This is a genomic window from Pseudomonas sp. DR208 (genome assembly GCF_019823005.1).
In the GTDB taxonomy this organism is placed as follows: domain Bacteria; phylum Pseudomonadota; class Gammaproteobacteria; order Pseudomonadales; family Pseudomonadaceae; genus Aquipseudomonas; species Aquipseudomonas extremorientalis.
Genome location: NZ_CP081944.1, coordinates 3,345,542 through 3,359,956 on the forward strand (window position 1 = coordinate 3,345,542; position 14,415 = coordinate 3,359,956).

The following is a 14,415-nucleotide window of genomic DNA, read 5'->3' on the forward strand; positions in this document are numbered from 1 at the left end:
ATTCGAAGGCAGGTACACAGGGGATTGGGGTCAAGGAAGCGTGCTGCCGATTTGCGCTGCTACGATGGTGATTGCCTGGCGGAGCGCGCCACCTCGATCCGCTTTGTCGGTCCAGCCGATTTTCTCGCCGAAGCCGTTGCGCTCGACCATCACGTACTGCAGGTTGGTGAACCAGAGGATGTTGAGCTGGAGGTGTGCCGCCAGCCGGATGGCCTGGCCTTCGTCGCTCAGTGGCTGCCATTGCTCACGGCCAGATTCTGGATCGTCGTAGTAGAAGGCATCGCTTCCACGCCGATACTCCAGTTCGAAGCCCATGGCCTTGGCTGACAGCTTTAGCAGCTCGTGCTCTGTCATGGCGTCACCCTCCCAGCCGCCTGTAATTCAGCGTGGAGCTCGGCGGCCAGGCCAACCGGCCACCAATAGCGCGCACGCTGATAATCCGGATAGCTCTCTTCGCGAATCACCAGGCCCTTTCGGCGAAGGGCCTTGAAGATGCTGAGCACGGAAGATGCTGATACGCCGAGGCGGTGCCCAACCTGGTAGGTAAGGCCGCCCATGCCGAACACGCATGCCTGGTCACCAAGCGCCAGCTTCTCGCAATCCTTCTGATGCAGGTACGGCTGGCTATCTCGATATAGGTTGGCGTTTTTCCGTCCGATCTTGCGCAGCTCATGGAGGACGAGTTGCTGTTTCTCTGTGAGCTTCATGGCGTCACCCGCTTGAACTCGACCACCCATACCCACGGGTTGGCTTGCCAGGCTCCACCGACGGATGACCAGAGCAGTTCGAACGATTTGCGCGGGTCAGCGCTGTATGTCTCGATTCCCTCGACGTGCCACCAGTCACCCAGTTCCGCATGATCGGTGTAGAGCCGCACGCCCTCGGCCTTCGATTGCTCCTCGGTGATGTCCTGCAACCGCTCGACGCGGACGTCGGTGATCTCCAGCAGGATGCGGCACGCGGCGCGGGGCATGTGGATGCTGGGCTTGTACTTCAGGCCGAAGTCTTTCCTTGCCTCGTCGCTGTGTGATCCAGGGCGGCAGTCGGCGGCGTAGGCGTAGCGCTGGAGAGGGCCGTCCGGGTCTGGGCGGTGCTCGACGCCGGTACCGCGCAGATCAATGAAGGTCTCGCGAACCCATAGCCGGTCTCCTGGATTTCCGTAGGGGCAGAGATTATTTTCTGGATCTGCGACGTACTCTGCCAAGAAGTTGTCCAGCCAAACCAAGCCGGAGCCTTTCACCGCTCGACGCGTGACCGTCTTCCGGCCTTCCAGGATGGCGCGCACCATCGGCGCCGAAAAGAGTATTGGCCGTTCCTTTATTTCAGGCATGCCGGGTTCCTTGCCGCTATAGCGGCTGACTTTGAAGGGGGAGGGAATTTGTAAAAGCTGTACATGGTCCAAGTTTTTGTACAGCTACGCCTAGTAGTTTTCACGGTGCACAACAGGCGCAAGAACCATGATCAACGATGACGATCTTCGATTTGAATCACACAACTATCTGCTTGAAATTGACGCCTCAGTTGCCGAGCTGATGAAGCTCGTCGCCTCCAGAAAGACGCTAGGCGCCGAATGGGTTCAAGCGATGGCTCGTTACGACGCCGCTCACTCCGAGTGGGTGAGGTTTCTTCTAGACGCGGCAGCTTCCAATAAGGCTTAGCAGACCAAATCCCACATTTACAACCGTAATGGGTTGTTCTCGGTGCGGACTGCCCGGGCGGTGGATTTGATTGATTTGAACTGCTGATTCCATCAGGTGCCGAAACAGCTACCACCCAGAGGACATAGCGATGACTGAAGAAAAGAAGAAAGAACCTGAGCAAGAAACCCCGGCACACTCCACCGAGGAAGAGCGGGAGCGCCTGAAGGACTTCAACAAGGATGGAATTCCGCCTGGTTCGAGCTGACCATCAATCCGGGTGGGGTGAGAAGCGCAACGCTGACTTGTATGCGGCGTCGAGCGCATCATCCAAATCACCACCGTTTTGCCTGGCATGGTTGAAGGCAATGATCATCTTCGCTCGTACGTCGTAGCATCGCTCAACAGGCAGACAGGCCACCGGCTCGCCCTGGGGCTGGGCGGCTGGCCGCTCGTGCGCTGGACTCTTCGCGTAATAGCCCGTGTCGTAACCTGCCTGCCAGGCCCGCTTGAGGTCTTCCTGGACTGGCTTGGCTTGGCCGATAGGAGCGGGCGCATTCAGCAGTCCGCGCAGCTTTTGCGCATCACCTGACGTTAAATCTGCTAACACCTCATACTCTTCGAGCCACTTACGCGGCACGCCGTCAATCGTTTGGTTACTCATCGCCTTTAACCTCGACAAGCAGCCTATTCCCGCAGGAGTGGCAGAAGTGCATGCCGTTCTCGGCCGGTGTGCCGCCGTCTGTGAACTCCCAACCATCCATCCCGCAGCTTGATTGCCAGGAAAATTCAAGCGATGACCAGGTGCAGGTGGTTGTGTTGGAGCCCTCTGCTGGCTTGAGTGCGGCATGCAACTCTGTGCGAAGTGCAGTCGCATACCGTGGCAGATGCGGCTGGCATCTACGCAACAACCCGTCCAGCACGCCCACCCGCCGCTCCGTTACCTGCGAGTTGCGCAGATGGGCTTCTCGCTGCAGATCCAGTGTGGCTATCTGCTCGTCTCGCTGATTGAGGTCCTGTTGCAGGGCGTCACGCTCGGCGGTTACCCGGTCGAACTCGGCCGCCATCACAACGTCAGGCCCGTGTGGGTCGTAGCCAATGGTCGCGCCAGCTGCTGAAAGCATCGTTACGACTTGGTATCGGTGAACTTCGGACACAGTAGTTTCCTTGCCGGGCCGTGCCCGGGCGGTGGAGTGGTGGATCTGGAGAGACCAGCTAAAGTTGGTTGGTCATTCACAAGGAGGATCAGAAAATGGCTTGTTTGATTTGCGGTGCCGCGGCTGAAACCGTCCAGCCTATCGACGACTATCAAGAAAGAAATTGCGAGGACGGATGCGGGCGCTATCGGGTTTCAGGCACGTTGTTCGCGACGATGAAAAACAACGGCCAATCATTTGACGTGCAACAAACAAGGCAGTGGCTGGCGATAAATCGAGTGACCAACCCCGCGCCACTGATTACTTCATCTGTTGCCATCTATGCCTGAAGCTGCCTAAGCAGTCTTTTACCGATCCAGCGAACCACGGTAACGGCCTTGCTGTTGCCGATCGCCTTGTAGCGGGGGCCGTCCGGGCATTCGCTGGCAGGCTTTCCGCGCCAGGGGATCAGCGTGTAGTTGTCGGCCATGCCTTGGAGGCGTTCGCACTCGCCGGGTACCAGTCGCCGTACAGAGGTGCCTGCTTGTACAGCCTGAACTTCGGCGCGGGCTTCAAGCGTGTAAGCGTGATCTGCCTGGACCCCCACCCCATCTGGTCCACTGGCTGGATTTGTGCGCAGAGCGCCAGCTTGGATTGCATGAGTGACTATCGGCTGGCCCCGTCCTGTGCCGTCCTCACTACCATCAAACCCTTCAGCCTTCAGCGTGTGGGTGATGTCGCCGGTGATGCATACGGCTAACTGGCCGCCGGCGTTGGCATGGCTGCCTGAGTGATTCATGGCGCGGAGCGTGGGGGAGATTTCCCCGGCGTCAGCACCATGATCCTTGCAGGAGAAGGCCAGAACGGCATTTTCCTGGCCGTTGTTCCTTCCCAGGGCAAAGGCGAGCTTGTCACTGACGCCGGGGTCTTGCGTGCCATGCACCACCAGCAAGCCTGATTCGGCATCCTGCTGGGTTGCGCTGCCGGCCGCCTTACCGTTGGCCTGAAGCGTGCCTGCCACGACCAGTAGGCTTTCCCGGCTCTCATGGTCGCCGTACTGGTTTGTTGTGAGCGGTGCGGTCACGACGAACGTTTCGGTTTCAGCATCCATCCTTGTACCGCCAGGGTGTGCGCTAAGGGCTGTTGCTACCTGGGTCTGCTCGCAGTTGGCGCCGCCGCCGAACGCTACTGACTGCAGATGACCTGCTATTGCGTGGTCGACATCGCTGCCGCCGTCAGTGCTTCTAAGAGCGCCGGCGGGAGAGTCCGCTTTCTCGCCTCGGCGCGGCGCAGTATCCCGGCGCACGCCTTCGCGCTCAAAAAGTACCTCGGTGGGATCGAACCCGTCTCGAGCACTTGCGACAACGAACACACGACGGCGTCGTTGGGCCAGGCCGAAATATTGGGCGTCCAGGACCCTCCACGCGATTGTTCTTTTGGGTCCATACACACAACCAGCGTCCTGCCATTTCTTCCCCGGAGGCTGCAGCTCGCAGTCTTCCCCAGCAAGCGCACCAAGAAAGCATCCGAAGGCGTTCCCTTTGTCACTGAGGACGCCTGGGACGTTCTCCCAGACGATGACGCTGGCGGGCTTTCGCTGGCCGGCTCGAACATAGTCAACTGCATCTGCAAGCTCCACGTATTTGATGGTGAGGGCACCGCGCGGGTCGGTGAGGCCTTCGCGCATACCGGCAACCGAGAAGGCTTGGCACGGGGTGCCGCCGACCAGCACGTCCGGCGCCGGGATCTTGCCGGCCAGCACCAGGGCGGCCAGCTTTGTCATGTCGCCGTGGTTCGGCACGTCGGGGTAGTGGTGGGCCAGGACCGCCGAGGGGAACGGCTCAATCTCGGCGAACCAGGCGGCGCGCATGCCCAGCGGGTGCCAGGCCTGTGTCGCGGCTTCGATGCCGCTGCACACGCTTCCATAAGTGATGGCCATATGGTGTATCCTTCTTGATTTAAACTCGGGCTAAGATATGGACTTACCTAAGTCATTTGAACTAAACGCTTCTGATATCAAGTACGAAGGGCAAGTATTGACGAATCAAGTTGGCACTGAGATCGGCGTTAAAGATTCGCCAATATATATACATGTCGACTCAGGCACGGACTGGGCAACAGTTGTTCCGGCTGCAGCTGGAGTGATAGTAGCGCTTTTAGTGGCGTGGTTAACGATTGGCGTTCAGAGGAATCAAATTCAAGGGAATTTGAGTAATTTCAGACATCATTGGATGGCCGAGCTTAGAGAAGCGGCCGCAGAATTGATTTCTCTTATGACATATGTTGTCAATATGAACTCAAAGCAAGAAGGGTTTAAAGGCTCCGATGACTACTACAAAGCGTGCGCTAGGATGTCGCAACTGCGTGCGAGAGTTAATCTTCTTTTAAGTCGAAATGATGAGCGTTCTAGAAAACTAATAAAGTTCGGTGGTGAAGCTAACTTGTTGGCGATCAGAGTTGAGCATGAAAGTCCTACAGTTAAACCGCTTCAAAAAATAAAAGAATACCGCGATTTGCTAAGGGCGGAACTCGAACAGGCTTGGGTGGATACTAAAAACGACCTTGGTTTCGGTCGAAGATTGATATTCCCAAAAATGTCGTGGTTGCTGAAGCGAAAAAAGGCCACCGGTGCGTAAATGCTCGTAAACGATGGATAGGCGTGGTGGATCCTCAACGGCTGGCGTCATTTGTTGATATGGGGTATTGGTAAATCTATCCAAAACGCTTGAGGAGTGGACATGGCGATCTGGGTGTTGGAGTCCGCTTACAGGTACGCGAAGGCATCAGCAATCCTTCTTAACGCGCATCTTTCTTACGAGAGCGAGGTTAACGCTGCATTGGCCATGGAGCTTTTGATCAAGAGCCTGCTGGTCGAGGCAGTGGATAATCCGAGAAGAGGAACGGTGCTCGAACAGTACAGCACCAGGCACATAAAGTTGAAAGATGGGCACGATCTGATTGGGCTTTACAATCAGGTTCCCGCTGATGTTGCGGAAAAGGTCGGACTAGCCTCTCAGGTCGGTCTGTTGGAAAGCAAGAAGGACGTCTTCAAAAGTCTTCGCTACATTTACGAAGAAAAAGCGCCGCGAGGGTCAGACAACTTACTGCTCCAAACGGTGTGCTGGTTACTCCCTCAGGTCGTTGACCACTTCGTCGACGCCGGCATTGAAGACAAGTGGCTGATGTATATGAAAGCCAATCCGCATCTAATGATGGCCCATTCAATCGGCACCTATTAAATTCCGTCATGAGTTGGTGATGGCAAATCAGGCTTTGCTGGGGTATTACGGGTGACCGGCATGGAGCCGGATCAGGGAGCGAAATTTGAAACGAATGTGGATTGCCTTTTGCGGGTTACTCCCGCTGGTTGTTTCTGCCAGCTCACTGGAGGAGCAATACCCCGCACCATGGGTTAAGGCCGACAACCCAGGAATCACGCGCGCGCTTTCTGAGGCGGATGTTGAGGGTTGTGGTAAATACCGATACCGCGTCAGCAGAGGGAGCAAATCCGAATTTCTGGTCTACTGCCAGCGCGGCGAAAAAGTCACTCAGGCATTTATGGTTTGGCCCAACATCCATAAAGTGATGGGCCCATATCCGCCTGACCCGTCGCTTCCTTGAATCAGCCGCCCGCCCGTTTGAGTTGTTCGGTTAGCTCGGTCGGCAGTCCACGCAAGGTCAGCGTGCCTCCGGCTTCGTCGAACTCGATCTTGTGGCCCAGCAGGTGTGCCTCGAAGCTGATCGACATTCCTTCGGCCCGGCCGGTGAAGCGCCGGAATTTGTTGAGTGTCTTTTTATCCGGCGGCAGGCTTTCGGAAATCCCGTAGTCCTTCGCCTTGACGAAGTCGTAGAAGCTCTTCGGCCGGTCTTCGTCGATCAGACCTGACAACCCGTCGAGGGTGATCGGCTCGCCCAACTTAGCCTGGGCCATGGAGTAGCTGACCAGGGTGCGCGTCTTCTCGCGCGCCGACTCTTCTGGCAGATCTTCGCTTTCAACAAAGTCGCTGAACGCCTTCAGCAGCGTTCGGGTTTCGCCCGGCCCGTCGATCCCTTCCTGGCAGCCGATGAAGTCGCGGAAGTAATCGTTCAGCCGCCGGCCCTGCTTGCCCTTCAGGTACGAGATGTACTGCTTCGACTGCTGGTTGTTCTGCCATTCGCTGATGTTGATGCGCGCGGCCAGGCGGATGTGGTCCAGGTCCAGGCGCTTCACCGTCATCAGGGCCAGCTCTTCCGTCATGGTCACCGCTTCGGTTTCCTGCACCAGGGCAATCGCCAGGTAATCGGTCATGCCTTGCTGGTAGTGGCAGAAGAGGGCGTGCCCACCGGTAGTGAGGTTCGACTCTTCCATCAGCTTGGTCAGGTGTTCGACGGCGGTGGTGCTGAACGAAAGGAAGTCGGTGACGCCGGCCAGGTACTTGCCGAGCCAGCCGCTGAACGGGAAAGCGCCTGATTCTGGGTGGAAGAACCCCCAGCCCTTGCCTGCCGTGGAGTTGTAGCTTTCGTTGAGCTGGCTCATCAGGTCGTCGGGGGCCTGGCTTTCGACCTGTTCGGATGCACCCAAGAACAGGATAGCCGGGCTTCCATCAGGCTTCTTGTCGATCTTGTGGATGACGCTATGGCGTACAGGCATTTCGTTTACCTCATGTAAGCGCCGTCCTCCGGTGGCCGGTGGTGGCAATTTGGTTTGGGTTGGGGTATTACGGGTGACCGGCATGGAGCCGGATCAAGGAGCAAAAAATGTCTCGTCAGGAAATTCAGAGCTTGTTCGTGAATCGCGGCACAGATCATTTGATTTATCAAAAGTCAGCAGGCAACGAGCCTGTTTACTTGGTGCGGTCTACGGACGGCACCTATAAAATCAGTTTGAAGTCTGGGCAATATGGTTTCGGGTCAAACGAAACTGGGGCCGGGCAGGCGACGATTGATCTGGTTGGCGGTGGAATCCATGACGCCGAAGTGGTTTCAACAATCCCGGAAACCCTCCCCGAAGGATCGACTGATGCGATTGATATCGTCCTTATAATGCAAAAGTGATTAAGCTCTGTGGGCCTTTCCCTCAAGGCGTGTTGCTCGCGCCGCAGTTCCGGCAGTCTTCGCGGTAGCGCTGCGCGTCACTGATGAACCGGCCGCAGCCATCACAATTGAACATCATCATTCGCGGCTTTTTCGGCTTGGCCAGCTTGATGCTGGTGCCGCGCAACGCTTCCTTGATGCTCACGTCATCGCGTTCGACCAACCGTCGGCTATGCGCGTCTATGTAGGGCCTGGGCCAGACCACTGCACCTGATTGACCGAGCTTACCGATCCAGGTCACGGTGTGAGCTCTCGGCACCACCACAGCCTTGGAAAGGTCGCTTGTGAACACGCCATCTTCGCAAAGCCAAATCAAGTTGTTGCCGTTCCAGCACTGCGGCTTCTGGATGTAAAACTCGGCTGCGTCGGGGTGTTGGTCCAGCGCCTCGCTCAATTTGACATTCTGGCAATCGACGCCGACTCGTGCCCTGGCGTCCACATAGGCCTTGGGCCAGGGGATGTCAGTGTCGCGGTGATCGCAAGCGCCGTCCCGGGTGAACACCTGCGCCTTGGCCAAGTCGGTGACATACCCTGAGCCACCGAAGCCCCAGAACGACAACCCGTCGCCGACGTAGGCGTGACTGCGGCTGTCTTGCAGATAGAACTCATCTTCCATGGATTATCTCCAGTCAGGCGCCGCCCTCCGGTGACCGATGGTGGCAATTTGGTTTGGGTTGAGGTATTAGGGGGAGACCTAGTTTGAAAACATTGGATGTTGAGCTCGAATGGATGATCTGGTTAAAGAAGTGATCCCGTTACTACAATATTTGATCCCAGGGTTCCTCACCGCATGGATCTTCTACTCTCTAACAGCCTTCAGAAGGCCCGATACATTCGGCCAGATTGTACAAGCCCTGATTTTCACCTTTGTCATCCATAGCGCTGTGGTGCTGATCAAGACAGGGCTGTTCTGGCTTGGAGAAAATTGGTTGGCGATTGGAGGCTGGGGATTAAAAGTTGAGGCTTTCTGGTCATTCGTTGTTTCGCTCACTCTTGGGCTTCTCGCCTGCTATCTCGCTAACAACGATAAACTTCACTTTTGGTTGAGGGACAAGCACATTACCGTGCAAACGTCCTACCCAACTGAGTGGTTTAGTGCCTTCGCCAACCATAAGCGTTTCGTTGTATTACATTTCGTGGATGAGAGACGCCTTTACGGCTGGCCTTTAGAGTGGCCTTCTGAGCCGAAACAAGGGCAGTTTGTCATCCAGGAGCCATCCTGGCTTGACAGCACAGGGAAAGAGCTGCCACTTGCGGCTGAACTGCTGGTGGTAGATGCTTCAAACGTACTTTGGGTTGAATTCACTCCTAAAACTTGGTGATACCTATGACAAGCAAAGCCCCAACACCAATGCCAGTACATGTTGTAAGGCCTGGAAACGATCGCCAGCAAAATAACGCGAATCCTCCTAGCCCTACGAGCGTTCGTCCGCCAGCACCGGCTGCGCCGCCCGCACCTAACCGACGCTAGTCTAGGGCTCGATGATCTCGTCGCCCGGGTCTTTCTGGATGGCGAGAAGGCTTTTATTTCGGAATTCCCGCGCCACGATTTGCGATATCTCGATTTCGTGGCGCGGCGGATTCAGTAAAGGCTGGCATTTCGAAGCGCCCATGGCGTGCAGGTGATGAATCATCAGCGTCATCGCTTCGCCCTGCTCAGTAATGCCTGACCACTCCATCAGGTCGGCCAGGGCCTGGCGCGTGCCTGGGCGAACCCTGAGCCTCAATTCCTCTTCGGCATTCGCCACGCGCTTCCTGGCGGTTTTGGCCGAGCGTTCCTTCGGTGTTTTCGCCATGGCCTACCTCTTCTATTCCGCTGGCCGGCAGTGCGAGCCAGGTTTGACGTTTGCGTTGCTGGATGCGGGCTATGCGGCGCATGAATCGACCTTCATCTGGCGCCAGGCACCGACCGCTTCGAAAATCCGCGCAGCGTGTTCCTCGTCCAGCGACATCGCTTCGGGAATGGCGATCCAGCCCGAAGCCACCATCTGGCTTTGGTTTGCCTCGTCGCGCAGCTTCTTGTAGCAATGCTCGATCACGTCGTCCAGGTGGTCGGAGAGGTAAACACCATCGGGCGCCACCTCCACCGATTTGCTGTAGCGGTCGCCGCGGGCGTCGATGCATAGGGCGCTGAGGTATATCGTCCACCGGTGGGGGATACCGCAGACGGCCTGGCCAATCTTCCCCGGCGCGATGTTCTTCAGCGACTTGTAATTGATCATGCCCTGGCGGCCGCTGGGGTCGATGTTCACAACTGCGACGTGGTTGGATGCCAGCAATGACCGGCACGACCGAGCGATGCGGGCCTGAAGGTTATGCGGCTTGCGCTTGCTCATAATGCCTCCGCGAGTTTGCGCAGCGCCTTACGTTCTGCCGCTGTGATAGGCGGCTCGCGGCGTTTGAGGATCGTTTCGGGATCGATCTTGGTGGAGTGGGGTGGTGGCAGCGGTTTGCGTGGCGGGCTTGGCAACTGCGCGACCGTCCCGCCAGCGGCCAAGAACTCCGCCGTGCGCTCCGATATCGAGTAAGCGTCCTGGCGGTGCTGCTCGACCATGCTGAGGTGGTTGCTGACGTACATGGCGACCTCACTTGATTCGGATCGAACTGTCGCCGCGCTCCAAGTGAGCCCAGGTAGGTTCGGGTAGAAGTTCATGTTCAGCATCATCACCGGCAGCCATGCGCTTGCGCACCGCTTCGTTATGCTCGCGGATCTCCTTGAGCTTGGCGGCAATGGCCTTTTTGTCCGGAGCAATGCTCGATTTCACAGTGGTCAGCTCGTCCGGCACCGCATCTTCGTTGTCTACGATCACCCGTTCGCTGCCCATGGCCAGTGTGATGGTGAAGAGCGGACGCTTGATCGACTTGATGTTTGCAGCTTCCATGTTGCGGCGCAGGTAGTCGCTGATCTGTGACACGCTGTTGGACTTGATCCGCTTGAGTTCGGCCAGGCGGTCTATTTCGTTTTCGATTGCCGTCACGTCGCTTTCGATATTGCGGCGCAACATAACGATGTTGTCGGCCTTGTCGTTGAAGTCGCCTTGGACTTCGTCCATGGCATGCTGAAGGGCTTCTTTCAGGCCTTCATCGTCGGTGTCGGCCATGGCCTGGAGTTCAGCCAGCTTGCCGGTCAGTGCGTAGAGTTGAGTCATGCTGCGTCCTCAGTCGATTTTTCCAGGGTGGCTTTGCGCTCTTCGAACGCCCGGGTGATGCGCGCGATGAAAGCCGGCTCGTTACGGCGGGTTGCCTCACGAATGTATTTCACGTTCAGTGTTTTCAGCTCGTAGGCGGTTACCGCCTTGTCGATGGTCTCGACGGCCGAGGCGAGCCAGTCAATGCGCTCCTGTTTTTGGCGCAGAATTTCGGCGTCTTTGTCTTCAGCCTTCTCGATCTTGAATTCTTCGGTGATGGTGTCGACGTAGGTGGGGTCGTCGAACATGCCCAGGTAAATGTCAGCTGCGAAGCCCAAGGCTTGCAGGCACTTACCGATGCCGTCGGTGAGGGACTTTTTCGCCGTATCCCAATCAGTCAGGATTTTCCCCTGCTGCAGGTATACAAAAGGCGTGTGGCCGTACTGTTGGATCGTGCACTTTTGCCCGTTCTTGCCCGTGTACCAAAGCTCTACTTTTACGGTGTGTACCTTTGCGCAGATCATCGGAGCGCCTGGCCACTCTTTCGTCGGTGCCTGGAGCGGAGCGCCTTCGTCGAAGCGATCCTCAAGGACAGTCCAGCCCCAGCCTTCACCGCACGGGCCAAACAGCTCTGTGGCCCGATGCATCAGGTAAGTGGGCCTGATAGCGGTACCCTTGAAACCGCCTGCGCCGGTAAATTTTTTGGTGACCTCGGGGTCGGTAGTTTCGACCTGATCCCATATCCTGGTGTTCTCGGACATCACTTGTTCCTCCAGCCGTCAGCACGCTTGGCCAGCTCCTTGAAGGAAGCCGCCGGCAGCCTGCTCATGTATTTTTTGTTGTCGCGATACCATTCTTCCAGGGCGGCTTTGGGCGTCTGGATGGCAACGACGTGGGATACCTGTTGTTTGTACGAGGTCGAATTGGCAACCTGGGAGTAGTAAGCTCCGCGCACGACCACGGTGTTGGTCATGCCCTGCTTGACCAGGTTGTTCAGCTCCTCCTGGGATTGAACGGCAATGGCGCCGGGGTGTTTCTGCTGGAACAACCTATAGCAGGCCTCCCGCACAAGCTCGGTGCTGCCGTACTCGACATATTCAACGTCAGGAATTCCTGCCTCGATCTTCTCGGCCATCTCATCCAGGCGCCCGGTGTCGATCCAAGCGTTTTTCGACACCTGTTTCAGGTCCCACCCGCTGACCGTTTGGCGGTCGCGCTCAAGCTGCAGGTGTTCAGGGAGGATGTCGTAGCCGTAGGTCAGATCGGTGTCGCACACGAACAGCGTGCCGACGTAGAGCTTTCCTGGGCGTGAGGGCAGGATGTGGCCGTACTTGGTGCCGATGACGTCGCTCATGGGAGGCTGCATGCGCAGGCACATGCTGCGAATCTCAGCTTCGTCATCTTCGGTGAGGCCAGACACGATGAATTCAACGCCCTGATTTTGCCGGTGCGCTGGAGTCTCGTTGATGCACAGCACCTCAGCGTCGAACTGGTCGCTATGTCGGAACTCAGGCATCCATTGTTTATTGCCGTTGAGGACCTTCACGTCGTAGCCGTTGCGGGTCAGTACCAGCAGGGCGATCTTGTAGCCCTCGCCGAAACTTCCGATGGCATCCGAACGGTCAGCCTTGGAAGTGCTGCCCAGCACCAGCGTGCTGGCTTCCAACTTTGCAAAGCGGCTGGTGATGAACAGTTGGCTATCGGCGAATGCGTATTCAAACGGCGATTCGCTGTCCAGGGCGTTCTGTACCAGTTCCCGGATGGCCTCTTTCAAGCCCCAGTGACGGACGTAATCACGGGACAGAGGAAGTTCGTAGGACTTGGAACGGATGCGATCTGCAATTGCTGCGAGCATGGCGATACTCCCGCGCCATCCTTGCGGGGCGCTGTGAGGTATTGGTTATTGAGTAATTCGATCAGCGAGGGCGCTGAGCAACATCAGGAATGTGCAGACGGAGAGGGCGGAGAAGGATCCGCGCCAGATCAGCAGGCGCCGGGTGCGCTGGTGGGTGGTCAAGGCCTAACCCTCACCGCGATCCGCCCGCCCTTCATTGTCGGCGCCAGGCGCTGCGGCAGATCCCGCACCAAGTCTTCACGCTTGCGGCCGATCAGTTCATTGAAGGGGAGGCCGAAGCCCAGGATGGCAATGCGGCGCTCGATGTCGTCGAGCTGCTCGTCGATCAGTGATTTAAACGGTGCAGTGGTCATGCAGCCTCCTTGCGGTGCCTGGTTATTTTCAGCAGGCGCTGGCAGTAGTGGTTGAATTCTTCGACGGTGATTGCGTCGCCGGTGAGCATGTTGGTGATCATCCGCACGACGACGGATTGGGCGCCGGGCTCGCTGGCGGGATGCTCCAGGGCCTCCAGCGCCTCATCGATCAGGATGTGCGGGCTCATAGATCTGCATCCACATCGTCTTCGGCCTCTTCCCGTTCTGCTGCCACTGCATCGGCGGCGTAGGGCCTGAGCAGGTCCATGGCGACCTTCTCGGCGGCTTCGATGGGGCGGGGCTGGCCGATCAGGTCAGCAGCATGACCACGTGAATCGGCCTGGCTGCCCAGGATCGAAGACAGGAACAGCCGGGCGAACGAATCGCGCTGGTCCAGGCCGTCGATCTGACGCTGATTTAGGACGCCTTGCAGGTAGGTGCAGAACCGGTCGAACGTCACCACCTGCGGCTGGCCGTAGCGGCGTTTCCACTTGATGTCCATTCCGCACACCAACTGCTCGGCCGAGTGTTCCAGCCACTCCTGCTCCGCGCTCGCCTCGCTGACCTCTGGAGGCAACTGAGCGTCGAACCGCTCCTGGCATATCTTCAATGCTGCGTTCATGGTCGCCTCCAAAGTGGCGGGTTGTTCACCTGTATTCGTCAACACTCATGCCTCCCGCTGGTTGCCGATGGGCGCGGGGGAGGAGTGCTGACGTAATAGAGGCGGCTAAGCGAGTGCAGATGGCCGGATAAAAGCTTGAGCGCGGCGGGAAACCCGGCGCATTTATCCGCTTTGTCGCGATGTTCGGGGAGGGGGGGGGCAGTAACAAGCCCCGATTTCTTGCACATCAAGGAATCAATTGGAGCGGCCCATCGCTATGGGGTCGATAGCTGTTTACGAGCACTGTTTGCACGTAGTCTGAATTCGACTCCACGTTCCAGTGAGTGAAAAATCATGGTTTGTTTTAATTGCTCTCAGCCAACTAACCTTCCTGATTTCGAAACCGCGCGACTAAGGCGTAGTGGGCCGTCCATACGCGAGAAATTGCGAGATGGATTGCCGATGGATTGCATTGCGTGCGGCGAGAGGTGGGTGAAGTGGACGCTTATTTCGAACGCGTCACTTGAGTGCTGGCAGCGGTTGAAATCTGGAAATTGAAATTCAACGTAGCTTCAGAGGTCACGCTGCTATCAATAATTTTCCCAGTGCCCACCGCTCTGGATGGGCATCAG

Annotated in this window: 23 protein-coding genes; 6 read left to right on the forward strand and 17 right to left on the reverse strand. The window is 57.3% G+C overall.

The annotated features are described in order from the left end of the window. Window positions 1-30: 30 nt before the first annotated feature. The 3 genes from K5K89_RS15210 to K5K89_RS15220 are packed head-to-tail and all read right to left on the reverse strand — an operon-like array spanning window position 31 to window position 1,330. Window positions 31-354, reverse strand: coding sequence for a hypothetical protein (locus K5K89_RS15210; protein ID WP_222539663.1), 324 nt, complete (start codon window positions 352-354; stop codon window positions 31-33). Continuing rightward, the gene (locus K5K89_RS15215) at window positions 351-707 is read right to left on the reverse strand and encodes a hypothetical protein (RefSeq protein ID WP_222539664.1); all 357 of its coding nucleotides are present in this window, start codon (window positions 705-707) and stop codon (window positions 351-353) included. Before K5K89_RS15215 ends, K5K89_RS15210 begins: the two co-directional genes overlap by 4 nt. Then, window positions 704-1,330: a hypothetical protein gene (locus K5K89_RS15220; protein WP_222539665.1), complete on the reverse strand. Its 627-nt coding sequence runs from the start codon at window positions 1,328-1,330 to the stop codon at window positions 704-706. The genes K5K89_RS15215 and K5K89_RS15220 overlap by 4 nt, the downstream gene beginning before the upstream one ends. A gap of 127 nt (window positions 1,331-1,457) precedes the next feature. Between K5K89_RS15220 and K5K89_RS15225 the strand changes: the two genes are divergently transcribed. Beyond that, the gene (locus K5K89_RS15225; RefSeq protein WP_222539666.1) at window positions 1,458-1,658 is read left to right on the forward strand and encodes a hypothetical protein; all 201 of its coding nucleotides are present in this window, start codon (window positions 1,458-1,460) and stop codon (window positions 1,656-1,658) included. A gap of 250 nt (window positions 1,659-1,908) precedes the next feature. Here K5K89_RS15225 and K5K89_RS15230 read toward each other — a convergent pair whose 3' ends face one another. Both K5K89_RS15230 and K5K89_RS15235 read right to left on the reverse strand, forming a co-directional pair. Then, window positions 1,909-2,301 carry a hypothetical protein gene (locus K5K89_RS15230; RefSeq protein WP_222539667.1) on the reverse strand — a complete coding sequence of 131 codons (393 nt, stop codon included), beginning with the start codon at window positions 2,299-2,301 and terminating at the stop codon, window positions 1,909-1,911. After that, window positions 2,294-2,794: a hypothetical protein gene (locus K5K89_RS15235; protein WP_222541764.1), complete on the reverse strand. Its 501-nt coding sequence runs from the start codon at window positions 2,792-2,794 to the stop codon at window positions 2,294-2,296. Before K5K89_RS15235 ends, K5K89_RS15230 begins: the two co-directional genes overlap by 8 nt. A gap of 95 nt (window positions 2,795-2,889) precedes the next feature. Between K5K89_RS15235 and K5K89_RS15240 the strand changes: the two genes are divergently transcribed. Then, entirely contained in the window at window positions 2,890-3,123 is a 234-nt protein-coding gene (locus K5K89_RS15240) for a hypothetical protein (protein ID WP_222539668.1), read from the forward strand. On the opposite strand, the gene K5K89_RS15245 is transcribed toward K5K89_RS15240, so the two are convergent. Further along, on the reverse strand, window positions 3,114-4,712 hold the full coding sequence (locus tag K5K89_RS15245; protein WP_222539669.1) for a DNA cytosine methyltransferase: 1,599 nt from the start codon (window positions 4,710-4,712) through the stop codon (window positions 3,114-3,116). The genes K5K89_RS15240 and K5K89_RS15245 overlap by 10 nt on opposite strands. A 37-nt stretch (window positions 4,713-4,749) precedes the next feature. Here K5K89_RS15245 and K5K89_RS15250 point away from each other — a divergent pair, with 37 nt between their 5' ends. Together K5K89_RS15250 and K5K89_RS15255 are read left to right on the forward strand one after the other, a co-directional pair. Further along, window positions 4,750-5,409, forward strand: a complete 660-nt coding sequence (locus K5K89_RS15250) for a hypothetical protein (protein WP_222539670.1) — start codon at window positions 4,750-4,752, stop codon at window positions 5,407-5,409. A gap of 102 nt (window positions 5,410-5,511) precedes the next feature. Further along, on the forward strand, window positions 5,512-6,012 hold the full coding sequence (locus tag K5K89_RS15255; protein WP_222539671.1) for a hypothetical protein: 501 nt from the start codon (window positions 5,512-5,514) through the stop codon (window positions 6,010-6,012). A gap of 383 nt (window positions 6,013-6,395) precedes the next feature. Here the strand turns inward: K5K89_RS15255 and yejK are convergent, their stop codons facing one another. Further along, entirely contained in the window at window positions 6,396-7,403 is a 1,008-nt protein-coding gene (gene yejK, locus K5K89_RS15260; protein WP_222539672.1) for a nucleoid-associated protein YejK, read from the reverse strand. A gap of 107 nt (window positions 7,404-7,510) precedes the next feature. Between yejK and K5K89_RS15265 the strand changes: the two genes are divergently transcribed. Next, on the forward strand, window positions 7,511-7,807 hold the full coding sequence (locus K5K89_RS15265; RefSeq protein WP_222539673.1) for a hypothetical protein: 297 nt from the start codon (window positions 7,511-7,513) through the stop codon (window positions 7,805-7,807). A 22-nt stretch (window positions 7,808-7,829) separates the two neighbouring features. Here the strand turns inward: K5K89_RS15265 and K5K89_RS15270 are convergent, their stop codons facing one another. Then, window positions 7,830-8,462: a hypothetical protein gene (locus K5K89_RS15270; protein ID WP_222539674.1), complete on the reverse strand. Its 633-nt coding sequence runs from the start codon at window positions 8,460-8,462 to the stop codon at window positions 7,830-7,832. A 109-nt stretch (window positions 8,463-8,571) separates the two neighbouring features. Here K5K89_RS15270 and K5K89_RS15275 point away from each other — a divergent pair, with 109 nt between their 5' ends. Then, complete coding sequence (locus K5K89_RS15275) at window positions 8,572-9,168, forward strand: DUF6338 family protein (protein ID WP_222539675.1); 597 nt, start codon at window positions 8,572-8,574, stop codon at window positions 9,166-9,168. A gap of 150 nt (window positions 9,169-9,318) precedes the next feature. On the opposite strand, the gene K5K89_RS15280 is transcribed toward K5K89_RS15275, so the two are convergent. The 9 genes from K5K89_RS15280 to K5K89_RS15320 form a co-directional block, all read right to left on the reverse strand. Then, window positions 9,319-9,642: a hypothetical protein gene (locus K5K89_RS15280; RefSeq protein ID WP_222539676.1), complete on the reverse strand. Its 324-nt coding sequence runs from the start codon at window positions 9,640-9,642 to the stop codon at window positions 9,319-9,321. A gap of 69 nt (window positions 9,643-9,711) precedes the next feature. Then, window positions 9,712-10,182 carry a hypothetical protein gene (locus K5K89_RS15285; protein WP_222539677.1) on the reverse strand — a complete coding sequence of 157 codons (471 nt, stop codon included), beginning with the start codon at window positions 10,180-10,182 and terminating at the stop codon, window positions 9,712-9,714. Further along, a complete protein-coding gene (locus K5K89_RS15290; RefSeq protein ID WP_222539678.1) occupies window positions 10,179-10,424 on the reverse strand; it encodes a hypothetical protein in 246 nt (81 codons plus the stop codon). Before K5K89_RS15290 ends, K5K89_RS15285 begins: the two co-directional genes overlap by 4 nt. A 7-nt stretch (window positions 10,425-10,431) precedes the next feature. After that, the gene (locus tag K5K89_RS15295; RefSeq protein ID WP_222539679.1) at window positions 10,432-10,995 is read right to left on the reverse strand and encodes a siphovirus Gp157 family protein; all 564 of its coding nucleotides are present in this window, start codon (window positions 10,993-10,995) and stop codon (window positions 10,432-10,434) included. Then, entirely contained in the window at window positions 10,992-11,735 is a 744-nt protein-coding gene (locus K5K89_RS15300; RefSeq protein WP_222539680.1) for a hypothetical protein, read from the reverse strand. Before K5K89_RS15300 ends, K5K89_RS15295 begins: the two co-directional genes overlap by 4 nt. Further along, complete coding sequence (locus tag K5K89_RS15305) at window positions 11,735-12,829, reverse strand: hypothetical protein (protein ID WP_222539681.1); 1,095 nt, start codon at window positions 12,827-12,829, stop codon at window positions 11,735-11,737. Before K5K89_RS15305 ends, K5K89_RS15300 begins: the two co-directional genes overlap by 1 nt. Window positions 12,830-12,987: 158 nt before the next feature. Further along, window positions 12,988-13,182 (reverse strand): hypothetical protein, encoded by a 195-nt coding sequence (locus K5K89_RS15310; protein WP_222539682.1) that lies wholly within the window; start codon window positions 13,180-13,182, stop codon window positions 12,988-12,990. Continuing rightward, a complete protein-coding gene (locus K5K89_RS15315) occupies window positions 13,179-13,370 on the reverse strand; it encodes a hypothetical protein (RefSeq protein ID WP_155002907.1) in 192 nt (63 codons plus the stop codon). Before K5K89_RS15315 ends, K5K89_RS15310 begins: the two co-directional genes overlap by 4 nt. Beyond that, window positions 13,367-13,804: a hypothetical protein gene (locus K5K89_RS15320; protein ID WP_222539683.1), complete on the reverse strand. Its 438-nt coding sequence runs from the start codon at window positions 13,802-13,804 to the stop codon at window positions 13,367-13,369. The genes K5K89_RS15315 and K5K89_RS15320 overlap by 4 nt, the downstream gene beginning before the upstream one ends. Window positions 13,805-14,415 lie beyond the last annotated feature (611 nt).